Raw genomic sequence first — 24,921 nt, forward strand, 5'->3', positions numbered from 1 at the left:
GCGCCGTTGAAGCAGTTACTTCTTCTTCGCGGCGTTCACCTTGGCGTACTTCGCCTGGAACTTCGCGACCCGGCCCGCGGTGTCGAGGACGCGCTGCTTGCCGGTGTAGAACGGGTGGCAGGCGCTGCAGGTCTCGACACGGATCTCGCCGCCCTTGGCGGTGCTCCGGGTGGTGAAGGTGCTGCCGCAGGAGCAGACGACCTCGGTGGTCGCGTACTCGGGGTGGATGCCGCTCTTCATGTTTACTCGGTCCCTCTCGATGGTCGGGCCGCCGGGTCGCCTTCCTGCTGGAGAGACGTGAACCGGAACCCCTACTGGCCGATGTACCAGTCTGCCATGCCTCCCGTACCAACGGGAAATCAGGAGGTGCAACTGGTTTCGCCAGGCCTAACGTGAGCGCCCTTCCGGTAATTCCCGCAGTGGAAAGGCGCTCCGATGACCCTGCTCGACGACGTCCTCGATCCGGCCGAACTGGCCTCCGCGGTCGAAACCGGGCTGATTCGCGCGCAGCGGCATCCGTCCCGGGATCTGACGATCTACAACTACACCGAGGCCTGCCAGTACTCGGCGGCCTGGTCGCACACCACGCTGACCTGCCGCGGCCTGATCGTCGACGCGGCCGGCCGGGTCCTCGCGCGCCCTCTGGCGAAGTTCTTCAACCACACCGAGTCACAGGCGCCGGCGCTGCGGCCGGACGCGGCGGTCACGGTGACCGACAAGGCGGACGGCAGCCTCGGGGTGATCTACCACGACGGCTCCGGCTACGCCGTCGCCACCCGGGGGTCCTTCGCGTCGGATCAGGCACGCCATGCGACGGACATCCTTCGTACGCGGTACGCCTCGTTCGCTCCACCGTCCGGCATGACGGTGCTCGTCGAGATCATCTACCCGGAGAACCGGATCGTCGTCGACTACCAGGGACTCGACGATCTCGTGCTGCTCGGGGCGGTCGATATCGCCAGCGGCCGGACGTACGGGCCGGATGCGGTGCCGGAGTGGCCCGGGCCGATCGTCGAGACGTTCGCCTGGACCACGCTGGCCGAGGCGCTCGCGGCACCGCCCCGGGACGGCCGGGAGGGTCTCGTGGTGCACTTCACCGAGAGCGACCAGCGGGTGAAGATCAAGTACGCGGACTACGTCCGGCTGCACCGTCTCGTCACGGGGCTGACCGCGCGTACCGTCTGGGAGATCCTCGCCGCCGGCGGCGACCTGGACGCCCTCACCGCGCCGCTGCCCGACGAGTTCCACGTCTGGGTGCGCGGCGTCGCGGCCGAGCTCACCGCTGCCGTCGAGGCCCGTGCCGAGGCGGTCGAGGAGGCGTACGCCACTATCGTCGCGTCGTTGCCGGACGGCTGGGGCCGCAAGGAGTTCGCCGCCGCGGCGGTCCGCAGCGAGTTCCGGGGCGAGCTGTTCCAGCGGCTCGACGGCAAGGACTACCGTCCCGGCCTGTGGCAGCGTGCGCGGCCTTCCGTTTGAGAGATGGACATGACTCGACTTCTGATCACCCGTGGTCTTCCCGCGTCGGGGAAGACCACGTTCGCGCGCAAGCTGCAGCCGGGCGTGGTCCGGGTGAACCGGGACGACCTGCGCCGGATGCTGCACGGCACGCGGCTCTACACCCAGTACGCCGAGGCGCAGGTCACCCAGGCCCAGCGGGCGGCCGTCGAGGCGCTGCTGCGGTCGCGGGGCAGCGTCATCGTCGACGACACCAACCTGCGGGCCAGGACCGTCCGCGAGTGGGCCGAGATGGCGGCCCGGTTCGACGCGTCGTTCGAGGTGCACGACTTCACCGACGTGCCGCTCGACGAGTGCCTGCGCCGCGATGCCGGCCGGCCCGACGGTGAACGGGTCGGCGAGGACGGCATCCGGCGCATGCACGAGCGGTACCTGGCCGGGAAGAACCTGCCACTGCCGATCCCGTTCGTCGAGCGCGGCGGCCCGGGCGTCGTCTACCGGCCCGATCCGGAGCTGCCGGAGGCCGTGCTCGTCGACATCGACGGCACCGTCGCGCTGATGAACGGGCGGAGTCCGTACGACTGGAGCCGGGTCGGCGAGGACGCTCCGAATCCCGCGGTGATCACGGCGGTGCGCGCGATGCACGCGGCCGGCCATGCGATCGTCTTCTGCTCGGGGCGGGACGCGGTGTGCCGGTCCGAGACCGAGGCGTGGCTCGAACTCTTCGTCGGCGTGCCGTACGAGGCGTTGTTCATGCGGCCGGAGGGCGACAGCCGCAAGGACTCGATCGTCAAGCGGGAGATCTTCGATACCGAGATCCGGGACCGCTGGCGGATCACCGGGGTGTTCGACGACCGCCAACAGGTGGTACGCATGTGGCGGGCCCTCGGCCTGACCGTTTTCCAGGTGGCGGAGGGAGATTTCTAGGGTGAAGTACCCCAGGACGTTCCATCTGCCCGGTTCCCCGGGCGCCACCACCGACGACCGGGTGCAGCACGATCTGTCCTGGCTGGACGGTGAGCTCGTGGTGACCGAGAAGATGGACGGCGGGAACCTCACCTTCACCCGCGACGCGATGTACGCGCGATCGCTCGACTCCGGCACCCAGCCCTGGGACCGGCCGGCGAAGGCGCTCTGGGCGATGACCGCGCACCGGATCCCGGACGAGTGGCGGGTCTGCGGCGAGTCGATGTGGGCCCGCCGCAGCATCGCCTACACCGACCTCCCCGGCGTCTTCCTGGTCTTCGGCATCTGGGACGAGACGAACACGCTGCTGGGCTGGGACGACACCGTCGACTGGGCACAACGCCTGGAGTTGCCGGTCGTCCCGGTCCTCTACCGCGGAGGCAGCCTCTCCGAGGCCTGTGCCGCCTGGTCGCGGCAGCGCTCCGAGGATTGCTCGGAGGGCTATGTCGTACGGGCGGCCGGGCGCATCCCGGCCGCCGACTTCGATCACCGGGTCCTCAAGTGGGTGCGGGCCGGGCACGTGCGCACCGAGGCGTCGTGGCGGCACCGCGACGACTTCCCGATCAACGAGTTCGCTTGAACGGGCATCCCTGTGCCAGGTTCGCCGCCTCGTCGTCCAGGTAGAACGCCGGCCGCAGATCCATCTCCTCGTAGTACCGGTGGAAGACCGGAGTGAGACCGCCGGACATCGGCGGCACGATCCAGGTCCAGTCCGCCGGGACCGGGCGACCCGCCCTCTCCTCGTTGCGCAGGTGCGCCATGAACCGCTGCGACTCGGTGTGGTGGTCGGACATCTTCACCCCGGCCAGCTCGAAACTGTGCAGCACGGCCCGGTTCAGCTCGACCAGGGCCCGGTCCCGCCAGAGCGTCGACTCGCGGCTGGTGTCCAGCTCCAGCCGTTTCGCTATCTCCGGGAGCAGGTCGTACCGGTCGGCGTCGGCCAGGTTGCGCGCGCCGACCTCGGTGCCCATGTACCAGCCGTTGAACGGCGCGAGCGGGTAGTGCACGCCGCCGATCGTGAGCCGCATGTTGGAGATGGCCGGGACGGCGTGCCAGCGCAGGCCCAGCTCGGCGAACCAGCCGTGGTCCGGGTGGGTCAGCGGCACCTCGCGGATCGCGCGCTCCGGCAGCTCGTAGAGGCGGATGCCGTCGCCAGGAGTCTCGATCACCAGCGGGAGGACGTCGAACGCCTCCCCCTTGCCCCGCCAGCCGAGCCCGCGCACCGCCTCGGTGAGGCCGGCCTGCCGCGGGTCGCCGACCGTCTCACCGGCCTCGGTGCGGTATCCGGCGTACCGGATCAGCTGCTCGTTCCAGACCCGCGCGAACGGCTGGCCGGGCTGCGCCGGCGCGAAGACGCTGATGACCGGGCGCAGGGCGCCGTCACCGGCCGCCCGCAGGTGCTGCACGAGCAGCGAGTAGATCTCGTCGGCGGTCCGGGCCCGGCGCCGGTCCAGGACGACCAGGCTGCGCCAGTAGAGCCGCCCGATGCACCGGCTCGCGTTGCGCCACGCCATCCGGGCGCCGTGCGCCAGCTCCTCGGTGGTGTGCACGTAACTGCCGGTCGCCGCGATCTGCGCCCGGACGATGGCCAGCCGGGGTTCGACCGGGCCCAGTCGCGGGTTCTCGGTGTAGCAGCGGCGCAGGAAGTCCTCGGCCTCGCCGGGATCCACGGGAGCCTCCCGATCCCATGGCTCGACCGGTTGATCCCGGTAGCCGGGCACGATCATCGAGCGCCTCCGGAGTATCGAGGGATGTGCTACCGGAGGTTCGCACGACCCCGACCGGGGCGAATCAGACAAGATGTGCGACAAAAAAGACGCAGCCCACCCGTTTTGGGTGAGCTGCGTCTTATTTGTGCGGTTACTCGCCAGGCGTCGACTTGGCGATCTGCATCAGGAACTCGATGTTGGTACGGCTCTGCTTGAGCCGGTCCAGCAGGAGGTCCAGAGCAGCGCCCGACTCCAGGGAGCTGAGCACCTTGCGGAGCTTGTGGACGATCGCGAGCTCCTCCTTGCCCATGAGGATCTCTTCCTTCCGGGTACCGGAGGCGGAGACGTCGACGGCCGGGAAGACCCGCTTGTCCGCGATCTTGCGGTCGAGCTTGAGCTCGGCGTTACCCGTGCCCTTGAACTCTTCGAAGATCACCGTGTCCATCATCGAGCCGGTCTCGACCAGCGCCGTCGCGAGGATGGTGAGCGAGCCACCGTTCTCGATGTTGCGCGCCGCGCCCAGGAACCGCTTCGGCGGGTAGAGGGCGGTCGAGTCGATACCACCGGACATGATGCGGCCGGAGGCCGGCGCCGCCAGGTTGTACGACCGGCCGAGCCGTGTCACCGAGTCGAGCAGGACGACCACGTCGTGGCCGAGCTCGACGAGGCGCTTGGCCCGCTCGATCGCCAGCTCGGCGACCGTGGTGTGGTCCTGCGGCGGCCGGTCGAACGTGGCCGCGATGACCTCGCCCTTCACCGACCGCTGCATGTCGGTGACCTCTTCGGGACGCTCGTCCACGAGCACGACCATGAGGTGGCACTCGGGGTTGTTGTGCGTGATCGCGTTGGCGATCGCCTGCAGCACCATCGTCTTACCGGCCTTCGGCGGGGAGACGATCAGCGCACGCTGGCCCTTGCCGATCGGCATGACGAGGTCGATGACGCGCGTGGTGAGGATGTGCGGCTCGGTCTCCAGCCGCAGGCGCTCCTGCGGGTAGAGCGGGGTGAGCTTGTAGAACTCGGGACGCCGGCGCGCCTCCTCGGGCTCCATCCCGTTGATGGTGTCGAGGCGGACGAGCGGGTTGTACTTGTCCCGGCGCTGCTCACCGGTGTCACGGGGGGCGGACCGCACCGCGCCGGTGACCGCGTCACCGCGGCGCAGGCCGTACTTCTTCACCTGCGACATCGACACGTAGACGTCGTTCGGCCCGGAGAGGTAACCGGTGGTCCGGACGAACGCGTAGTTGTCGAGGACGTCGAGGATGCCGGCCACCGGGACCAGGACCTCGTCGTCCGCGACGTGCGGCTCCCGGCTCTCCCGGCCGCCGTCACGCTGGCGGCTGTTACCGCCGCCGTCGTCGTCGCGGTCCCGGCCACGGCGGCGGTCCCGGAAGCGGCTGCGCCGGCTCCGGCGTCCGCCATCGGCGTCGTCACCGTCGTCGTCGTGCCCCTGGTCGCCACGGCCCTGGTCGGAGCGCGGCGCCCGGTCGTCGTTGCGGTCACGCTGGTCGCGCTGCCCGTCACGCGGGCCGCTGTCGCGACCACCGTCACGCTGGCCGTCACGACCGCCGTCGCGCAGACCGTCACGACCGCCGTCGCGCTGTCCGTCACGGCCGCTGTCACGCAGACCGTCACGACCGCCGTCGCGCTGGCCATCACGACCGCCGTCACGACCGCTTTCACGGCCGCCGTCACGACCGCTTTCACGGCCGCCGTCACGACCGCTTTCACGGCCGCCGTCACGACCGCCGTCGCGCTGGTTGCGCTGCCGGTCACGGTTGCGCTCGCCCCGCTCGGGACGGTCGCCCCGCTCGGCACGCTCGGTGGTCTCGGCCGGAGCCGTCGCCACCGCGACGGCGGCCGGCGCCTCGGCGGGAGCCGCAGCAGCGGGCGCGGTGGCGGGTGCGGCAGCCGGGGCGGCCTCTGCGGTCTCGCGAGGGGTCTCGCGGGCGGCCGAGTCACGGGAGACCCGCTCACGGCTGCGGCGCGTCGGACGCTCGGCCTTCTCGGCGGGGGCGGCTGCGGTTTGCGGCTTCTCCGCCGGAGCGGCCTGAGCCGGAGCGGCCGAGGCGGCCGGGGCCTGAGCCGAAGTGGCCGGGGCCTGGGCGGTCGCGGCCTGAGCCGCCGGGGCCTGGGCTGCCGGGGCCTGGGCTGCCGCGGCCTGGGCGGCGGGGGCCTGAGCCTGGGCGGGAGCCGTGGCGACGGCCTCGGAGCCGTTGGTACGCGGACGGGGCGCCGGCTCGGCGGCAGCGCCGCCACCGCTCTGGCGCTCGGTGATCGCGGCGATCAGCTCGCCCTTGCGCATCCGGGCGGTGCCGGAGATGCCGAGGGAAGCGGCGAGGCTCTGCAACTCGGGCAGCAGCATCGCGGACAGCCCGGTGCCGCCGCGGCGGCGCTTCGTGGCGGTCGCGGTGGTGCCGGCGCCGTCAGCGACGTCAGAAACACCCGACGTCACGTCGGTGGTGTCGCTCAATGGATTCCTTCCGTCGGAAAAAACCCGAGTCCACCCGGAACTGCAGCCTGGGCCGGGTGCCCTCGGAGCCCGCTTCGCAGCAGCGGCGCGGGAGTTTCATGCAGCACGGCAGCTCGACGGTGTCCCTGCCCGCCAGGGCTTGACGGGTAGGTCTCGGCGAGTGCAGCGATCTATCGACTGCTGCCCGGCGTATGCCTTGATGAGAGTTTGAGACAGGCCATCGGCCCAGATATCTCGGGGGTGCGCCGAACCGCAGAGATCGCTTGCTTCGCGGCTGTTCCTGAAGCACTGCTAGGTCTTGAGCGTAGTCAACTCGTGCGACCTGCGGCAACAGGGCCCCGCTCGGCGTGTTCCACCATACCCCCTTTCACACGAGCACCGGCGTCATCCACGCCCAGCACTTCGCCGCGCCAGTGCGATCCCGGGTGGAAATCGGCCGGGACCTCGGTCAACGCCAGAACCGTCGGCCCGGCGCCACTGATCACGGCGGCCACTCCGACCGAGCGGAGCGCCGCCACGAGCGACGCGCTGCCCGGCATCCCCGGTCCCCGGTAACCCTGGTGCAACCGGTCCTCGGTCGCGGGGAACAACAGCGACGGATCACTCGTGAGGGCGTGCGTCAGCAACGCGGCCCGGCCGGCGTTGAACGCCGCGTCCCGGTGCGGGACCTCGGACGGCAGCGCGGCACGGGCGGTCGCTGTGTACCCACGCTCGTCCGGGATGAAAACGGTCGGGCGGACCGCCGCGGCCGGCGGGAGGCTCACGGCCCGGGCGCCGGTCCCCTCGGTCCAGGCGACGGTGAAACCGCCGAGCAGGCAGGGCGCCACGTTGTCCGGGTGGCCCTCGATGCGCGCCGCGATCCGCAGCGCGTCCTCGTCGCTGATCAGCTGGAGGCCGTCCTTCACCAGGCCACGGGCCAGTTGCACGCCGCCGACGATGGCCGCCGAGGAGCTGCCCAGGCCACGCGCCTGCGGAATCCGGTTCACACACGTGACAGCGAGACCCGGCGGACGCTCCCCCAGCTCGTCGAAGGTGGCCAGCATGGAGCGCACGACCAGATGGGACTCGTCGGACGGCAGCTCGCCCGCGCCCTGACCGGTGATCTCGACGGTGAAACCGGAACCGGTCACCCGCGCGGTGAGATCGTCGTAGAGGGTGAGCGCCAGGCCCAGCGCGTCGAAGCCGGGACCGAGGTTGGCGCTGGTCGCCGGCGTGCTGACGGAGACCGGGTCGGAGACGAAGGACAGGCCCATGCGGCACATGCTAGGGCGTGATCATTTAAACGGAGGTGTCCCGCCCGGGTATTCCCGAATGTCGAGGCGCCGCGAGCCGCCGGGTCGCGATCCGCCACACGATCGCGTAGACCAGCGTGATCGACGCGCAGCCGGCGAGGACCCATTTCTGATCGACCACGTCGATCACCGCGCCGGCGCCGAGCTGGCTGATCGCGATGGCGAGCGTGGCCAGCATCATGTCGGTGGCGAAGACCCGGCCGCGCAGCGCGTCCGGCACCTCGCCCTGCAGTGCGTAGTTGGAGAGCACCCAGTTGGTGCCGCCGGCGAAGTGCGCCACGAAGACCAGCGCGAGCACGAGCGGGAACCACGGGCTGAAGGCGACGCCGAGGTAGCCGAGGCCGTAGAGGCCCATCGACAGGGCCAGGCCGGGCAGGAGCCAGGAGGAGCGGTTCAGCACCGGGCGCATGACCAGTGGCCCGACCAGCGCGCCCGCGCCCCGCAACGCGAAGAGCAGCCCGGCCCCGAGCGCGCCCGCGCCGTGCGCCACCGCGATCAGCGGGAGGACGGTGAGCACGCCGTTGCCGAGACCGACAGCGGACTTGACCGTGACGAGCGCGCGGAGCCGCGGGCGTGCCCCGATGTAGCGCAGCGCCTCCACCAGCGCGTGCAGCGTCTCCGGGCGCTCGCCACCGCTGCGCGGCGCCTGCAGCGGGCGGTGGATCAGGGCGGTCAGCACGGTTCCGGTCAGGAGCAGGGCCGCGGTCACGGCGAAGCAGGCGTACGGGCCGGCCACCGTGCTGACGACACCACCGAGCGAGGCCCCGACCACCGTCATGGTGCCCCAGGCCGAGCCGGCGATCGTGTTCGCGGCGGCCAGGTCCGGCGGGTCGACGACGTTCGGCAGGGCCGCCGACGCGGCCGGGGAGTAGAAGGACTTCGCCACCGCCATGGCGCCGACCGCGACCAGGGCCAGCGGGGCCGTCGCCGCCGACTGCACGGTGAAGAGGAGCAGGACCGCGAGGAACGACGCCAGGTTCGCCCCGACCAGGATCTTCCGCCGGTCCACCCGGTCGGCGATCGTCCCGGTGTACGGCAGGAGCAGCGCGTTGATCCCGGTGTCGACGGCGAGCACCATCGCTCCCCAGACACCGCTGCCGGTCAGCTCCGGCAGGAGGACGAGCAGCGGGACCATGACGAACCAGTCCGCGCCGAAGACGACGAGCTCGGCGGCGAAGAGACGCCGGAAGTCGCGATTGCGGGTAAGGACCGAAAGGGCTGGTGGCACTCACCGACCCTATAAAAGCCGGAGCCCGGCCACCGAGGGGTGGCCGGGCTCCTCCGTCGTGCCTGCTGCTACGCCTCGTTGGGCTTCCGGGGCATCTTCAGCACCTCGAACTGGTCGGTGTAGCCGCGGAGCGCGCCCTCCTTGGCCGGCGGCTCGGAAGCCTCCGGTGCGTCGCCGGCGGGCGTCTCGGCCTGCTCGGCCTGCTCCTTCTTGGCGGCGGCCTTGCGGGCCCGCTTGGCCTGCCGCTTCTCCCGCGACTTCTCCTTGCGGTTCTCCACCAGCGTGTAGAGCGTCGGCACCAGGACCAGGGTGAGCAGCGTCGAGCTGACCAGACCACCGATCACCACGATCGCCAGCGGCTGCGAGATGAAGCCGCCCTCGCCGGTGAGGCCGAGCGCCATCGGGATCAGCGCGAAGATGGTCGCGATCGCGGTCATCAGGATCGGCCGCAGGCGGTGCCGGCCACCCTCGACCACCGCTTCCTGGACGCCCATGCCGGCCGCCCGGTAGTGGTTGATCAGGTCCATCAGCACGATCGCGTTCGTGACCACGATGCCGACCAGCATCAGCACGCCGATCAGGGCCGGGACGCCGAGCGGGGTGCCGGTGATCAGCAGCAGGCCGATCGCGCCGGTCGCCGCGAACGGGATCGACACCAGCAGGATGACCGGCTGCAGGATGCTGCGGAACGTCGCCACCATGATGATGAAGACGATCGCGATGGCCGCGAGCACCGCGAGTCCGAGCTGCCCGAACGCCTCGTCCTGGTCGGCGCTGACGCCGCCGATCGTGTACTCCGCGCCGGCCGGCAGCTCGAGCGCGTCGAGTTGCTTCGTCAGGTCCGCGTTGATCGCCCGCAGGTCCGAGCCGGTGACCGTGCCGGTGACCGTCGCGGTCCGGTTGCCGTCGACCCGGCTGATCTGCTCGGGGCCGTCGACCTGCTTCACGTCGGCGACCTGGTCGAGCGGGACGATGCCCTTGCTCGTGGTGAGCGGGAGCCTCTTCAGCGCCTCGGGGTCGGCCGGAGCGCTGCCGAACGAGATCACCACGTCCTGGCCGGCGCCGTCGACGCTGATCTGACCCGCCGGGACGGACCGGAACTGGCCGGCCACGGTCTGGCCGATCTGCGCCTCGGTGAGCCCGGCGTCGGCGGCCGCCTTGCGGTCCACCACCACGTCGAGCCGGGGGACGCTGGCCTTCAGGCTGGTGTCGACGTCGGTGACGCCGGCGATGCCGGCCATCGCGCCGCGGACCTGCTCGGTCGCCGTCGCCAGCACCTCGTTGTCGGCGGCGCTCACCTGGACGGAGAGGCCACTGCTGCCGATCCCGGAGCTCTCCTGACCGATTTTGATCTCACCGGCGTCGGTGAGCCCGTCGAACTCGGTGCGCAGCTCGTCGGAGACCTTCTCGGCGTCGGCGTCCTCGTCGAGGGCCACGCTGAACGTCGCGGTGCTGCCACCGCCACCCCCGGCGAACGGGTTCGCCGAGTTGCCGCCGACGGTGACCTGGTACGTCGTGACGTCGTCCCGGTCGGCGAGGATCGCCTCGACCTTCTTGGCCGCCTCGTCGGTGGCCGCCAGGCTGGTGCCCGCGGGCAGCTCCTGGCTGATGGTGATGCTGTCCTGCCCCGAGTCGTCGAGGAAGTTCGTCTCCAGGCGGGTGGAGAGGGCGAACGTGCCGATGAGCACGAGCACGCCGATCAGCACGGTGGTCCACCGCTTCGTGGTGGCGAACCGGATCACCGGCAGGTAACCGCGCTGCAGCGGGCTGCGCAGTTCCTTCTCCTCGGCGGCCTTGCGGATCGCCTCGGTGTCGGCGTCGGCGGGCGGCGGCTTGAGGAACCAGTAGGCCAGCACCGGGACGACGGTCAGCGCCACGAAGAGCGAGGCCAGCAGCGCGACGGTCACGGTGATCGCGAAGGACGAGAAGATCTGCCCGACCAGGCCGCCGACCAGGGCGATCGGTGCGAAGACGGCCACCGTGGTGAGCGTCGAGGCGGTGACCGCGCCGGACACCTCCTTCACCGCGCCGAGGATCGCCTGCGATTTCTCCTCGCCGTACTCCATGTGCCGTTTGATGTTCTCCAGCACCACGATCGAGTCGTCGACCACCCGGCCGACCGCGATGGTGAGCGCGCCGAGGGTGAGCAGGTTGAGCGTGTAGTCGCCGATCCAGAGGGCGATCAGCGCGACCAGCACGGAGAGCGGGATCGAGACGGCGGTGACCAGAGTGGATCGGACGCTGAGCAGGAAGACCAGGATCACGATGACGGCCATCACGAGGCCGAGCAGGCCCTCGGTGGTGAGGCTCTCGATCGAGCGCTCGACGTACGGCGCCTGGTCGGTGATGACGGTCAGCTTCGCGCCGGTGTCGGCCTCCAGGTCGGCGAGCATGTCCCGGACCTCGTGCGAGATCTCCACCGGGTTGCCGTCGGGGCGGGCCGTCACGGCGATGCCGAGACTGTCGACGCCGTCGGTGCGGGTGTACGACTCGGCGGCCGGCAGCTTGCTCTCCACGCTCGCCACGTCGCCGAGCTCGACCGGGCCCTTCGAGCCGGTCAGGTAGACGCCCTTGAGCTGGTCCACCGAGGTGATCGGGGTGCCGACCTGCACGGTCAGCGACTGGTCGCCCTCGACGACCGAACCGGCCGGGATGGAGACGCCGTTGGCCTGCAGGACCGTGGTGAGCGACTGCGGGTCGACTCCGGCAGCGCCCATCTTGGCGAGATCCGGGGTGATCACCACCTGCTCGGCGCGGGCGCCGGTCACCTGAACGTCACGGACGCCGGAGATGCCGGTGAGCTCCGGGACGACGGTGTCGTTGAGCTTGCTGAGCAGGTCGCTCTCGTCGGCGCCGCCGGTCGCCGCCAGCACGATCGCCGGGATGTCGTCGGTGCCGCCGGCGAAGACCTGCGGGTCGACGTCGTCCGGCAGCTGCGACTGGATCCGGTTGATCGAGGTGGTGACCTGGTTGACCGCGGACTCGATGTCCGTGCCGTACTGGAACATCACCACGACGCTGGAGGCGTTCTCGCGGGAGGTCGAGGTGACGGTGTCGATGCCGTCAATGCCCTTGACCGCGTCCTCGATCGGCTTCGTCACCTGTTCTTCGACGGCCTCCGGGGAGGCGCCGGGAAGCACCGCGCTCACGAACGCGGCGGGCAGCTCGATCGAGGGGAAGAGCTGCTGCTTCAGGGACGGGATCGCATAGAGGCCGAAGCCGCTGATCACGATCGCGATCAGGGCGACTAGACCTCGGTTGGCAAGGCTTAACCGTGTCAGAGCTGACATGGACGCTCCCCCGAGAAAAGTTCGGTCGATGCTGATAGTTTGCCTTACACGAACAAATGATTTTCCGCCGGGGCCCCGCGAGGTTCCGCTGGTACCGTCCGACATCAGATGGACCCCGCCCGGACATCAGCACGTCACCGAAGGAGCAGGCGCTGAGCGAGAAAGAGAAGCTCATCGCAGACATCATGGGCGCACAGATCCGGCTGCAGCACACGTTTGCCGATGAGCGCTCCGACCCGCTGTTCGATACGCACCTCACCATGTCGCAGCTGAAGATCCTGCTGCTGCTGTCCCGCCACGGCACGATCTCCGGCGGCGAGCTGGCCCGCATGCTGGGCGTCGGCGCCGCCACCCTGAGCGGGATGATCGATCGCCTGGTGGTGCAGGACCTGGTCACGCGCACGGAGGATCTGCACGACCGGCGGGTTCGCCGGATCGGCCTCACCAAAGCGGGCACGGAGGTCATCGAGGGCATCATCACCGCAGGCGTGTCGCGACAGCGCGAGCTCCTCAGCCGGCTCTCAGCCGAGGAGCTGTCGGTGGTGGCGCACGCGATGGAGCTGCTGCTCCGCGAGGCCGTGAAAGAACATCAAAGGGCCTCGGAGGGTGGACCGGTCGCAGGGTGACCATGCACCGGTCGCGAAAGACGCCGGACGGCCTGGCGCGGGCAGGCAGCCGCGCTGCCGACCGGTGACGGTCATCGTGCGGGTGGGGACCGCCGGTCGCTCCGTACCGGGAGGAAGGAGCGGAACCGGCGGTCCTGGAACGACCCCCGCGTCAGGCGAGATCGAGCGCCTTCGCGGCGATCAGGGCGTCGTTGGCGATGACGGTCGGTGACGGAGCGGTGGAGATCGCCCACTCCGGGTCCTTGAGACCGTGGCCGGTGACCGTGCAGACGACACGCGAGCCCGCCGGGATCCTGCCCGCCGCGGCCTGCTGGAGAAGGCCGGCGACGCTGGCCGCGCTACCGAGCTCGACGAAGACGCCGACCTCGCGGGCGAGCAGCCGGTAGGCGTTGAGGATGTCACGGTCGGTCACCGCGGAGATGAGGCCGCCGGACGCGTCGCGGGCGTCGAGCGCCTTCGTCCAGCTGGCCGGGTTGCCGATCCGGATGGCGGTCGCGATGGTCGAGGGGTTCTCGACGACCTGACCGTTCACGATCGGCGCGGCGCCGGAGGCCTGGAAGCCGAACATCTTCGGGAGCCTCGTCGAGTTCCCGGCGTCCTTGTCCTCCTGGTAGCCCATCCAGTAGGCGGAGATGTTCCCCGCGTTGCCGACCGGGAGGCAGTGGATGTCGGGCGCGTCGCCGAGCGCCTCGACGATCTCGAAGGACGCGGTCTTCTGCCCGTGCAGGCGGAAGATGTTCACCGAGTTGACCAGGGCGACCGGGTAGTCCTGGGAGAGCTTCGAGGCGAGCGCGAGGCAGTCGTCGAAGTTGCCGTCGACCTGCAGCAGCCGGGCACCGTGCACGAGCGCCTGCGCCAGCTTGCCCAGCGCGATCTTGCCCTGCGGCACGAGGACCGCGCAGGTGATGCCGGCCCGGGCGGCGTAGGCGGCGGCCGACGCGCTGGTGTTGCCGGTGGAGGCGCAGATGATCGCCTTGGCGCCGTCCTCGACCGCCTTGGACACGGCCATGGTCATGCCGCGGTCCTTGAACGAGCCGGTCGGGTTGGCGCCCTCGACCTTGAGGTAGACGTCGGCGCCCACCCGCGACGACAGCACCGGCGCCGGGACCAGCGGGGTATTGCCCTCGTGCAACGAGACCACCGGGGTGGCGTCGGTGACCGGAAGCCGGTCCCGGTACGCCTCAATCAAGCCCCGCCACATGGCCTACTCCTCACTCGAGCTGGTGTTTTCGTCGCCTAGAGTGCCCCAGGAATCCGATCCTTGGGACCAAGCGCCCACGATTTAGGAAGCTGCGCCTTCGACACGGAGCACGCTGGCGATCGAACGGACGATGTCCAGTCGCGACAGTGCTTCGACGGTAGCCGCCAGAGCCGCGTCCGGAGCACTGTGCGTCACGATGACCAATTTCGCGTCATCCTCACGACCGGACTGCCGGACCGTCGCGATCGAGACCTCGTGGTCGGCGAAGACGCCCGCCACGGCGGCCAGGACGCCCGGACGCTCGGCCACGTCGAGGCTGATGTGGTAGCGCGTCCGGGACTCGCCGATCGGCCGGACCGCGAGCTGGGCGTAGTTGCTCTCGCTCGGCGCCCGGGTGCCGGTCAGCTTGTTGCGGGCCGCCGCCACGATGTCGCCGAGGACCGCGCTGGCGGTCGGGCGGCCACCGGCGCCCCGGCCGTAGAACATCAGCGGGCCGGCCGCCTCGGTCTCCACGAACACGGCGTTGAAGGCGTCGCCGACACTCGCCAGCGGGTGGGTGAGCGGGATCATCGCCGGGTGCACGCGGACGCTCACCGAATCGGCGGTGCGCTGCGCGATGCAGAGCAGCTTGATCGTGCAGCCCATCTCCTTGGCGCTGGCCATGTCGCCGGCCGTCACCGAGGTCATGCCCTCGCGGAACACGTCGGCTGCGGTGACCCGGGTGTGGAACGCGAGCGAGGCCAGGATCGCGGCCTTCGCGGCGGCGTCGAAACCCTCCACGTCGGCGGTCGGGTCGGCCTCGGCGTAACCCAGCTCGGTGGCCTCCTCCAGCGCCTCGTTGAAGCCCGCGCCGGTGGACGCCATCGAGGAGAGGATGAAGTTGGTGGTGCCGTTCACGATGCCGGTGACGGCGGTGACCCGGTCGCCGTGCAGCGACTCGCGCAGCGGACGCAGCAGGGGGATCGCGCCGGCCACCGAGGCCTCGTAGTAGAGGTCGGCGTTGCCCTCGGCGGCGGCGTCGTGCAGGGCGCCGCCGTCCTCGGCGAGCAGTGCCTTGTTGGCGGTCACCACGCTCTTGCCGGCGCGCAGGGCCTCGGTGATCCAGGTGCGGGCCGGCTCGATGCCGCCGACCACCTCGATCACCACGTCCACGTCGTCCCGCTTGACCAGGCCCAGCGCGTCGGTGGTGAAGAGCTCGTCGCCGACCGGCAGGTCGCCGCGCTCCCGGCCGGCCCGGCGGACCGCGATGCCGACCAGTTCCAGCGGGGCGCCGATCCGGGCTGTCAGGTCGTCGGCCTGCTCGTGGAGCAGTCTGACCACTTCGGTGCCGACGGTGCCGCAGCCGAGCAGGGCGAGGCGGATCGGTTTCCCTGGCTTCATCCAACATCCAATGCGAGCAGGTCGTCCTCGGTCTCGCGCCGCACGATGACGCGGGCCGCGCCGTCGCGCACCGCCACCACGGGCGGCCGAGGAACGTGGTTGTAGTTGCTGGCCATGCTCCGGCAGTAGGCGCCGGTGCCCGGCACCGCAACAAGATCTCCGGGCTGCACGTCAGCGGGCAGGAATTCATCCTTCACGACGATGTCCCCGGACTCACAATGTTTTCCCACAACGCGGGCGAGCATCGGCTCCGCCTCGGAGTGCCGGTTCGCCAGCGTGGCCGAGTACGACGCGTCGTAGAGCGCGGTACGGATGTTGTCGCTCATCCCGCCGTCGACGCTCACGTAGGTGCGGATGCCGTCGACGTCCTTGACCGTCCCCACCTCGTAGATGGTGAAGACGGCCGGGCCGACGATGGCCCGTCCCGGCTCGATCGACAGATGCGGCACCCGCAGCGACGCCAGCTCGCACTCCGACTCGACGATCTTGTTGATCCGCTTGGCCAGGTCGCCGGGCGTCGACGGGCTGTCCTGCGTGGTGTACGCGATGCCGAAGCCGCCACCGAGGTCCAGCTCCGGCAGCTCGACGCCGCGCGCGTCCCGGATCTGCGCCTGCAGCTCCAGGATCCGGCGGGCGGCCACCTCGAACCCGCTGGTGTCGAAGATCTGCGAGCCGATGTGCGAGTGCAGGCCGCGCAGGTCGAGCACGTCCTCGTCGAGGATCTGCGCGGCGGCCGCGAACGCCGCGCCGCCGGCCAGGCTGAACCCGAACTTCTGGTCCTCGTGGGCGGTCGCGATGAACTCGTGGGTGTGCGCTTCGACGCCCACGGTCACCCGGATGAGCACGCCCGGGCGCTTACCCGACTTCCGGGCGAGCTCGGACAGTCGCGCGATCTCGTCGAAGGAGTCGACGATGATCCGGCCGACACCCGCGTCCAGGGCCCGGGACAGCTCGGAAACCGACTTGTTGTTGCCGTGGAAGCCCAGCCGCTCCGGCGGGAACCCGGCGGCCAGCGCCACCGCCAGCTCGCCGCCCGAGCAGACGTCCAGGAAGAGGCCCTCCTCCTCGACGATCCGCACGACCGCCTTGCAGAGGAACGACTTGCCGGCGTAATAGACGTCGGCGCCGGCGAAGGCCGCCTTGAAGTCGCGGCAGCGAGCCCGCAGGTCGTCCTCGTCCAGCAGATAGGCGGGCGTGCCGTAGTCGGCGGCCAGCTCGGTGACGCTCACGCCGCCGATCCGCAGCTCGCCCTGTTCGGCGCGGTTCACGGTACGCGGCCACAGCTGTGGCACCAGGGCGTTCACGTCCTCCGGGGTCCGCAGCCAGGCCGGGCCGCGGGTGCCGAGGTCGCCGTGCAGCGCCCCGGCCTCGTGTGCGCGCATGACTACATCCTCTCCGGGGCCGAGACACCGAGCAGCGACAAACCGTTGGCGATCACCGTACGGGTGGCGTCGTTGAGCCAGAGCCGGGAGCGGTGCCCGTCGGTGATCGGCTCGTCGCCCTTCGGGGTGATCCGGCAGGCCGGCTCGTCGTAGAAGCGGTGGTACGCGCCGGCGATCTTCTCGAGCAGCCGGGCGACGTGGTGCGGCTCCCGGTGCTCGGCGGCGAAGGCCACCGTCTCCGGGTATTCGCCCAGCGTCTTGAGGAGCTCGTTCTCCTTGTCGTGGGTGAGCAGCTCAGGCTTGAAGTCATCGGTGCGGACCAGGCCGGCGTCGGCGGCGTTGCGGGCGACGCTCGCGGTCCGGGCCGCGACGTACTGCACGTAGTAGACCGGGTTCTCCCGGCTCGCGCTCGTCCACAGGTCGATGTCGATGTCGATCGGGGAGTCGCTGGAGTAGCGCGCCAGGGCGTACCGCGTCGCGTCCACACCGAGCGCCTCGACGAAGTCCTCGAGCGTCACGACCGTGCCGGCCCGCTTGCTCATCCGCACCGGCTCGCCATCCCGGACCAGGTTGACCAGCTGGCCGATCAGGATCTCCAGGTTCTTCGACGGGTCGTCGCCGAAGCACGCCGACATCGCCTTCATCCGGCCGATGTAGCCGTGGTGGTCGGCGCCCAGCATGATCACGACCCGGTCGAAGCCGCGCTTCCGCTTGTCCAGGTAGTACGCGCAGTCGGCGGCGAAGTACGTCCAGTCGCCGTCGGACTTGCGCAGCACCCGGTCCTTGTCGTCACCGAAGTCGGTGGTCCGCAGCCAGGTCGCGCCGTCGGTCTCGAAGATGTGGCCCTGCTCGCGCAGCCGGTCCAGGGCCTCCTGGAGTTCGCCGCGGTCGTGCAGGTCCTTCTCGTTGAAGTACGTGTCGAAGTGCACGCCGAACTCGCCGAGCGACTGCTTGATCTCGGCGAACATCAGGTCGACGCCGACCTGCCTGAAGGTCTCCTGCGGATCTGCTGAATCCAGGACACCGGGGACCTTCGCGACCACCTCGGCGGCGATCTCCGCGATGTACGCGCCGCCGTACCCGTCCTCCGGCGCCGGCTCACCCTTCGCGGCCGCGAGCAGCGAGCGGGCGAACCGGTCGATCTGCGAACCGGCGTCGTTGAAGTAGTACTCGGTGCCGACGTCCGCCCCGGCCGTGCGCAGCAGGCGGGAGAGCGCGTCGCCGACGGCCGCCCAGCGAACGCCGCCGATGTGCACCGGACCCGTCGGGTTCGCCGAGACGAACTCCAGATTGATCCGCTCACCGGTGAGCCGGTCGGTCCGGCCGTAGCCTGAGCCGGCGAGGACGATGTCGCGGGCCAGCGCCCCGGCCGCGCCGGCGTCCAGCCGGATGTTCAGGAAGCCCGGGCCGGCGATCTCCACCGACTTGATGCCGGGACGCCTGCCCAGCTCCTCGGCGAGGGCGGCGGCCAGCTCGCGCGGCGGGACACCCACCTTCTTGCTGACCTGCAGGGCGATGGTCGAGGCGTAGTCGCCGTGCTCGGGGTTGCGCGGACGCTCCACCGCCGTGGTGGCGGGCAGTGCCGCGACGTCGAGACCGCGCGTCTCGAATACGGCACGAGCAGCTGAGAGAACGGTGTCAGCAAGGTTGGCGGGAGTCACTGGGCCATGCTATCGGGGGTAGACTTCGTCGTTCGGCGGCCACCCGAGCCCCGCCCTTCCTCACCTTTACGAATCGACGAGGCGCGATGAGCATGAGCACGCCGGGTCCCGAACGGGTCCCGTCCACCGTCAAGGTCGGCAAGACGACCGGTCAGGGCAAGCCCCCCACGGGCAAGCCCGGGACCAACCGGCCGGCGGCCGGCCGCCCAGGCGCCAAGGGCGGCGGCAAGGGCAAGGGCCGCAAGCCGGTCACCCCCGTCAAGGTCAGCGGCGGCCGCAACTGGGGCCCGATCGCGCTCATCGGCGCGGTGGTCCTGATCGCCGCCGGCATCATCGGCTACGGCGTCTACGCCTCCGTCCAGGGCAGCAAGCCGTGGGAGGAGCAGGTCGCCGCGATCGACGGCGTGGTCGACTACCGCGCCCAGAAGAACGCGCAGATCGACGACCGGACCCACAAGGACGGCCCGCAGACCTACGTGACGAACCCCCCGGTCGGCGGCGCGCACAACAGCACCTGGCAGAACTGCATGGGCGACGTCTACACCGAGCCGATCGCCAACGAGCACGCGGTGCACAGCCTCGAGCACGGCGCGGTCTGGGTGACCTACAAGCAGGGCCTCGCCGCCGACCAGGTGGAGAAGCTGCAGTCGAAGGTCGAGGGCAAGGACTACACGTTCATGTCCCCGATCGCGGGCCTCGACAAGAACATCTCGGTCCAGGTCTGGGGCTACCAGCTCAAGGTCGACAGCGCCGACGACAGCCGCATCGACGACTTCATCCGGACCACCCGGGTCAAGGCCTCGATGGAGCCCGGCGCCGCCTGCTCCAGCGGCAACACCACCAGCGACCCGGTCCCGGCTCCGGCCGCCTCGGCCGCCGGCTGATGATCTCCGAAGTCGAAACCTCGGGCGCGTCCACGGACGCGCCCGGGGTGGGCACTCGCCGGATCGGCTACGTCGCGGTGGCGACCCTCCTGGTCGGCCTGATCCTCGGCCTCGGCGCCGGCCTGGTCCTCCCCGGTCTGCGCCACCCGGGCGACGACTCCGTCGAAGCCGGCTTCCTGCGCGACATGTCGACCCACCACGCCCAGGCCGTCGAGATGGCGATGATCGCCCACGCCGGCTCGGCGAACCCCGACATCGTCACCCTGGCCGCCGACATCGCCACCACGCAGCAGGGCCAGATCGGCTACATGCAGGCCTGGCTGCGCGACTGGAACCTCTCCCCCACCGGCACCGCCGAGCCGATGGCCTGGATCCCCGGATCCGACGGCTCCATCGTGAACGGGCTGATGCCCGGCATGGCCACCCCCGAGCAGATGGCATCCCTGCGCGCGGCCACCGGCACCGAGCTCGACGTCCAGTTCCTCACCCTGATGCGAGCCCACCACGTCGGCGGCGTGCACATGGCCCAGGAGGCCATGGAGCTCTCCGACAACGAAGACGTCCAGTGGATCGCCGACAGCATGGTCACCGCCCAGCAGGGCGAGATCCAACTGATCGACTCCCTGCTCAAGAAGGTTCAGGCAGGCTGATCCGCGACACCGCCGGAACCGGTTGGCGATGGTTCCGGCGGGCCTGCTAGAGTTCTGAACCACTGGGCCCCCGTAGCTCAGGGGATAGAGCGTCGCCCTCCGGAGGCGAAAGCGCAGGTTCGAATCCTGCCGGGGGCACGAGTCGGAGGCGGAGTGTGTCCAGGTAGACCTTGGACCTATCCGCCTCGTTTTGTCTGCCGGGGGGCCGAGCCCCCGAACCCCCCACGGTGCGGTGGGTGCTGCAGGACTTCTTCTTGCGCTTTACTTCGTCTTCCTCGTACGGAGTTGGCGGCTGTTGACGAACGCAGGCTGACTGTTCTCGGTCGGCGGCGCGGCCGTGTGCCTGCGCCGGGCCGTTCGGCGGGTTTCGCGACCGGTGCATGGTCACCCTCTGACCAGCGCACCCGGCTCGGCCGCTTTCTTCTTCCACGGCTCAGCTGGAAAGCAGCTCCGTCGGCGCGCAGCCTGGGCCGCCCCGGATCTCGCAGGTCGCCGCCACTCCGAGCCCGGCTGTGACCCATGGCTGCCCGACCACCCCACCGACAGCAATGAGTCACAGCCACCGAGTTCGGCTGTGGCTCATTGCTGTCCGAACGGTCGAGCGCCGGCCGTGGGTCACTCGACCGTCACTGATTTGGCCAGGTTGCGGGGCTGGTCGACGTCGTTGCCCCGGGCTGCCGCTATCTCGCACGCCAGGATCTGCATCGGGACCGTGGTCAGCAGCGGGGCCAGCAGGGGCGGCGTGGCCGGCACCCGGATCAGTTCGTCGGCGCAGGGGAGGACCGCGTCGTCGTTCTCCTCGGCTATGACGATCGTGCGGGCGCCGCGGGCCCGGACCTCCTGGATGTTCGAGATGACCTTGTCGTGGAGGGGGCCGGGCGCCGGGACAACGCAGATCACCGGGGTGCCGGCGTCGATCAGGGCTATCGGGCCGTGCTTCAGCTCGCCGGCCGCGAAGCCCTCGGCGTGCATGTAGGCGAGCTCCTTCAGCTTGAGCGCGCCCTCCAGGGCCACCGGGTAGCCGACGTGCCGTCCGATGAACAGGACCTGGCGGGCCGTGGCCAGGTCGTAGGCCACCTCGCGGATCGCCGCGGCGCCGGACAGCAGGGCCCGGAGCTGGCCCGGGACCTCGCGCAGCGCCTCGCGGATTCCGGGGACCGGCATGTCCCGGGCCGCGGCCAGCTCCAGGGCGACGCGGTAGCACGCGACCAGCTGGGTGAGGAACGCCTTCGTCGAGGCCACGGCGATCTCCGGGCCACCCTGGGTGTAGAGGACCGCGTCCGACTCGCGCGGGATGGTCGAGCCGTTCGTGTTGCAGATCGCGAGTACGCGCGCGCCCTGTCCACGAGCGTGCCGCAGCGCCATCAGCGTGTCCATCGTCTCACCGGACTGGCTGATCGCGATCACCAGTGTCGACGCGTCGAGGACCGGCTCCCGGTAGCGGAACTCGCTCGCCGGCTCGACGTCGCAGGAGAGCCGGGTCCACTGCTCGATCGCGTACCGGGCGATCATGCCGGCGTGGTACGCCGTCCCGCAGGCCACGATGATCACCTTCTGGACGTCGTCGAGAGCCACCGCGGGGAACGGGGACAGCAGCGTGTCCGCGACCGCCTGCGGCTGCTCGGCGATCTCCTTGAGCATGTAGAAGTCGTAGCCGCCCTTCTCCGCGGCGGCGAGGTCCCAGTCGACGGTCAGCGGGGTGCCGGACGCCGGCGAGCCGTCGAAGCCGGTGATCTCCACGCCGGCCGGGGTGATCAGCACGACCTGGTCCTGGCCGAGCTCGATCGCCGACCGGGTGTGCTCCATGAACGCCGAAACGTCGCTGGCGAGGAAGTTCTCCCCGTCGCCGCAGCCGACCACCAGCGGTGAGTTGCGCCGGGCCGCGGCGACCGCCCCGGGGGCGTCCGGGGAGACGGCGAGCAGTGTGAACGCGCCTTCGAGCCGGTTGGCCACCCGTCGCATGCCCTCGGCCAGGAGAGCCGGACCGGTCAACGACGGACGCAGAAGGCGCATCTCCGCGGCGAGGAGGTGGGCGGCCACCTCGGTGTCGGTGTCGCTCTGGAACTCGACGCCCTCGGCCTCCAGCGAGGCCCGCAACGACGCGAAGTTCTCGATGATGCCGTTGTGGATCACCGCGACCCGGCCGTCGGCGGAGACGTGCGGGTGGGCGTTCCGGTCGGTCGGCCCGCCGTGCGTCGCCCATCGGGTGTGACCGATTCCGGTCATGCCCTCGTCGAAGCCGGTGTCGATCCGCTCGGCGAGCGCCTTCTCCAGGTTGACCAGCTTCCCCGCGGCTTTCTCCACTGCCAGGGCGTCCGCGTCGACGATGGCGACACCCGCCGAGTCGTAGCCGCGGTACTCCAGCCGCCGCAGGCCGTCCATCACGATGTCAAGCGCCGGCTGCCCGCCGGCATATCCCACGATTCCGCACATGCCAGCAAAGGTAGGAACCCAGGGGATCGGTTCCGCTGTGCCGCTTTTGTGGGTTCGCCAAGAAGGAATCGCGAACCTATGCGTCCCCTGTCGGCAGGCGCGACCCCATCAGCGCGTTCAGGCCACCGGTACGCCGCAGCTTCTGCCAGCCGAGCCGGATGCCGCCCAGGGCTGCGAGCACCGACTGGATCAGCACGAGGTACATCAGCTGGCGGTAGACGAACTGCTGCAGCGGCAGGCGCCACAGCGGCTTCAGCGACTCGGAGTCGAGCCGGAACGCCCAGATCGTGCTGATCAGCTGGATGGCGAGCATGGCGAGCCAGGCCAGGGCCGTGCGCAGCGGATCCAGGAAGATCAGGCCGTAGACCAGGAAGACGTCGATGAGTGGCGAGAGCAGCGGCAGCAGGGTCTGGAACAGCGCCAGGTTCAGCAGGCCGCGACGGCCGAACCGCCCTCCGGGCCCCTTCTCGAACAGCGCCCGGCGGTGCTTCCACATCGCCTGCATGGTGCCGTAGCTCCACCGGTACCGCTGGCGCCACAGCTGCGGCATCGTCGACGGCGCCTCGGTCCAGGCGCGGGCGCGCTCCTCGTAGACGACCCGCCAGCCGGCCCTGATGATCGCGATGGTGAGGTCGGTGTCCTCGGCGAGGGTGTCGTCGCTCAAGCCGTTGACCTGCTGCAGGGCCGTACGGCGGAACGCCCCGATCGCTCCGGGGACGGTCGCCATGCAGCGCATCACGTCGTACGCCCGGCGGTCGATGCTGAAACCGACGACGTATTCGATGTGCTGCCAGATCGCGATCATCGAGTTCCGGTTGGCGACCTTGGCGTTCCCGGCGACCGCGCCGATCTCGGCGTCCGCGAAGGGCTGCACCAGCAACCGCACGGTGTCCGGTTCGAAGACCGTGTCGCCGTCCATCATCACGACGACGTCGGTGGTCGCGTGCGCGATGCCGTTGTTGAGGGCTGCCGACTTGCCGCCGTTCGGCTGCCGGATCACGGTGACGTTCTCGTACCCCAGCCCCTCCGCGATGTCCGCGGTGCCGTCGTCCGAGCCGTCGTCGACCATGACGATCCGGATCGGATGGGTGCTCGCCACGAGCGATCCCAGCGTCTCGGCGATGATCTCCTTCTCGTTGTACGCCGGCACGATCACGGTGACCGGCTCGGTGTAGGGCGGCCCCCAGACGGCGTCGCCCTTGCGGTACCGCCGGGCGTGCCGGCGGCCGAGGATCAGCATCAGCACGAGCCGGAGCACGGTGAGCACGCCGAGGATCACCAGCAGCGCGGAGAACCAGACGGTCGCCTTCGTGGCGACCTGCACGGCGCTGACGATGCCGAGGCCGAGCACCCAGTCGTCGGTGGGCGCCGCCGGGTTGACGGTGCTCATGCCGGTCAGCGCCGCGACGGTGGTGAACGTGTAGCCGGCCTCCTGCAGCGACGGGATGACCGTACGCAGGGCCGCCGCCGTCTTCGACCGGTCACCGCCGCCGTCGTGGAAGAGCAGGATCGCCCCGGCGCCGTCGTCCGGGGTGACCGCCTCGACGATGTCGTCGTTCGTGACGTCCGCTTCCCAGTCCCGGCTGTCCAGGTTGTTCACGACGGTGAGGTAGCCCTCCGCGCCCATCTCCGCCATCACGGCCCAGGTCGGATCGTCCAGCGCCTTGACCGTCGACGAGTACGGCGGCCGGAAGATCACGCTGGTCACGCCGGCCGCTCCGGCCAGGGCGTACTGGGTCTCCTGCATCTCCACCGAACGACGCCACTCGTTCTTGCCGGACATGTCCGGATGGGTGAAGGTGTGGATGCCGATCTCGTGGCCGGCGTCGAGGACGTCCTCGGTGAGCCCCGGATGTCTGCTGATCTCCGAGCCGATCATGAAGAACGTCGCCGGTACGCCGTACTCCTCCAGGACGTCCAGGATCTCCGGGGTGTACTCCGGGTCCGGACCGTCGTCGAACGTCAGCACGATCTGGCCGTCGCCGGGCGAGACCGTCGTCGTGGTCGTCCCGTCGGTCTGGATGATCGGCCCGCCGGTCAACGCCTCGTCCGGCACCTGGCCGGTCTCCGAGGTGGATTCGGCCGCGCCGTCCTGAGCGAACTCACCCTGCACGACGCCGTTCACGAAAAGCAGGCTGGCGAACAGGACGAGCACCACGGAAAGGACGATCCAGCGCGGGCGGGGCACCGGGATACGGCGGCGGGAAACGGACACGAAAACCCCCTCGGGTCCCCTATCGGCCCCGAACGGGATTCGCTGAGCACCGGAATTCGGCACCGGTGTTTTGCGA

The 24,921-nt window shown here is 70.2% G+C and carries 18 protein-coding genes and 1 tRNA gene; 7 read left to right on the plus strand and 12 right to left on the minus strand.

Going from position 1 to position 24,921, the window contains the following annotated elements:
* Nucleotides 1-15 precede the first annotated feature (15 nt).
* On the minus strand, nt 16-240 hold the full coding sequence (rpmE, locus tag EP757_RS06145) for a 50S ribosomal protein L31 (protein WP_127543228.1): 225 nt from the start codon (nt 238-240) through the stop codon (nt 16-18).
* A gap of 195 nt (nt 241-435) precedes the next feature.
* On the opposite strand from rpmE, the gene EP757_RS06150 reads away from it, so the two are divergent.
* The 3 genes from EP757_RS06150 to EP757_RS06160 are packed head-to-tail and all read left to right on the plus strand — an operon-like array spanning nt 436 to nt 3,001.
* Nucleotides 436-1,476: an RNA ligase gene (locus tag EP757_RS06150; RefSeq protein ID WP_127543229.1), complete on the plus strand. Its 1,041-nt coding sequence runs from the start codon at nt 436-438 to the stop codon at nt 1,474-1,476.
* A gap of 9 nt (nt 1,477-1,485) precedes the next feature.
* On the plus strand, nt 1,486-2,382 hold the full coding sequence (locus EP757_RS06155; protein WP_127543230.1) for an AAA family ATPase: 897 nt from the start codon (nt 1,486-1,488) through the stop codon (nt 2,380-2,382).
* A gap of 1 nt (nt 2,383) precedes the next feature.
* Nucleotides 2,384-3,001, plus strand: a complete 618-nt coding sequence (locus tag EP757_RS06160) for an RNA ligase family protein (RefSeq protein ID WP_127543231.1) — start codon at nt 2,384-2,386, stop codon at nt 2,999-3,001.
* Here EP757_RS06160 and EP757_RS06165 read toward each other — a convergent pair.
* From EP757_RS06165 to EP757_RS06185, 5 genes are all read right to left on the minus strand, one after another.
* On the minus strand, nt 2,985-4,148 hold the full coding sequence (locus EP757_RS06165; RefSeq protein WP_127543232.1) for a nitric oxide synthase oxygenase: 1,164 nt from the start codon (nt 4,146-4,148) through the stop codon (nt 2,985-2,987). The two genes, EP757_RS06160 and EP757_RS06165, sit on opposite strands and share 17 nt — an antisense overlap.
* A gap of 133 nt (nt 4,149-4,281) precedes the next feature.
* The gene (gene rho, locus EP757_RS06170) at nt 4,282-6,603 is read right to left on the minus strand and encodes a transcription termination factor Rho (protein ID WP_127543233.1); all 2,322 of its coding nucleotides are present in this window, start codon (nt 6,601-6,603) and stop codon (nt 4,282-4,284) included.
* Nucleotides 6,604-6,911: 308 nt separating this feature from the next.
* Nucleotides 6,912-7,856 carry a homoserine kinase gene (gene thrB / locus EP757_RS06175; RefSeq protein ID WP_127543234.1) on the minus strand — a complete coding sequence of 315 codons (945 nt, stop codon included), beginning with the start codon at nt 7,854-7,856 and terminating at the stop codon, nt 6,912-6,914.
* A gap of 25 nt (nt 7,857-7,881) precedes the next feature.
* Nucleotides 7,882-9,123 (minus strand): MFS transporter, encoded by a 1,242-nt coding sequence (locus EP757_RS06180; protein WP_127543235.1) that lies wholly within the window; start codon nt 9,121-9,123, stop codon nt 7,882-7,884.
* A 68-nt stretch (nt 9,124-9,191) separates the two neighbouring features.
* Complete coding sequence (locus tag EP757_RS06185) at nt 9,192-12,413, minus strand: efflux RND transporter permease subunit (protein ID WP_127543236.1); 3,222 nt, start codon at nt 12,411-12,413, stop codon at nt 9,192-9,194.
* A 56-nt stretch (nt 12,414-12,469) separates the two neighbouring features.
* On the opposite strand from EP757_RS06185, the gene EP757_RS06190 reads away from it, so the two are divergent.
* Nucleotides 12,470-13,039, plus strand: a complete 570-nt coding sequence (locus EP757_RS06190; RefSeq protein WP_232050392.1) for a MarR family winged helix-turn-helix transcriptional regulator — start codon at nt 12,470-12,472, stop codon at nt 13,037-13,039.
* 151 nt (nt 13,040-13,190) lie between these two features.
* Here EP757_RS06190 and thrC read toward each other — a convergent pair whose 3' ends face one another.
* From thrC to argS, 4 genes are all read right to left on the minus strand, one after another.
* Nucleotides 13,191-14,240, minus strand: a complete 1,050-nt coding sequence (gene thrC, locus EP757_RS06195) for a threonine synthase (protein ID WP_127543237.1) — start codon at nt 14,238-14,240, stop codon at nt 13,191-13,193.
* An 81-nt stretch (nt 14,241-14,321) separates the two neighbouring features.
* A complete protein-coding gene (locus EP757_RS06200; RefSeq protein ID WP_127543238.1) occupies nt 14,322-15,620 on the minus strand; it encodes a homoserine dehydrogenase in 1,299 nt (432 codons plus the stop codon).
* Entirely contained in the window at nt 15,617-17,002 is a 1,386-nt protein-coding gene (gene lysA, locus EP757_RS06205) for a diaminopimelate decarboxylase (RefSeq protein ID WP_127543239.1), read from the minus strand. Before lysA ends, EP757_RS06200 begins: the two co-directional genes overlap by 4 nt.
* 2 nt (nt 17,003-17,004) lie before the next feature.
* Nucleotides 17,005-18,663, minus strand: coding sequence for an arginine--tRNA ligase (argS, locus tag EP757_RS06210; RefSeq protein ID WP_127543240.1), 1,659 nt, complete (start codon nt 18,661-18,663; stop codon nt 17,005-17,007).
* An 86-nt stretch (nt 18,664-18,749) separates the two neighbouring features.
* Between argS and EP757_RS06215 the strand changes: the two genes are divergently transcribed.
* From EP757_RS06215 to EP757_RS06225, 3 genes are all read left to right on the plus strand, one after another.
* A complete protein-coding gene (locus EP757_RS06215) occupies nt 18,750-19,547 on the plus strand; it encodes a DUF3105 domain-containing protein (RefSeq protein ID WP_127543241.1) in 798 nt (265 codons plus the stop codon).
* Nucleotides 19,547-20,197 (plus strand): DUF305 domain-containing protein, encoded by a 651-nt coding sequence (locus EP757_RS06220; RefSeq protein WP_127543242.1) that lies wholly within the window; start codon nt 19,547-19,549, stop codon nt 20,195-20,197. The genes EP757_RS06215 and EP757_RS06220 overlap by 1 nt, the downstream gene beginning before the upstream one ends.
* A 66-nt stretch (nt 20,198-20,263) precedes the next feature.
* Nucleotides 20,264-20,335, plus strand: a tRNA-Arg gene (locus tag EP757_RS06225).
* A 477-nt stretch (nt 20,336-20,812) separates the two neighbouring features.
* Here EP757_RS06225 and glmS read toward each other — a convergent pair.
* Together glmS and EP757_RS06235 are read right to left on the minus strand one after the other, a co-directional pair.
* A complete protein-coding gene (gene glmS, locus EP757_RS06230; protein WP_127543243.1) occupies nt 20,813-22,630 on the minus strand; it encodes a glutamine--fructose-6-phosphate transaminase (isomerizing) in 1,818 nt (605 codons plus the stop codon).
* Nucleotides 22,631-22,706: 76 nt separating this feature from the next.
* Nucleotides 22,707-24,845 (minus strand): bifunctional polysaccharide deacetylase/glycosyltransferase family 2 protein, encoded by a 2,139-nt coding sequence (locus EP757_RS06235; RefSeq protein ID WP_127543244.1) that lies wholly within the window; start codon nt 24,843-24,845, stop codon nt 22,707-22,709.
* Nucleotides 24,846-24,921: the final 76 nt, after the last annotated feature.

Origin of the sequence: Actinoplanes sp. OR16, assembly GCF_004001265.1 — a bacterium.
Taxonomy (GTDB): domain Bacteria; phylum Actinomycetota; class Actinomycetes; order Mycobacteriales; family Micromonosporaceae; genus Actinoplanes.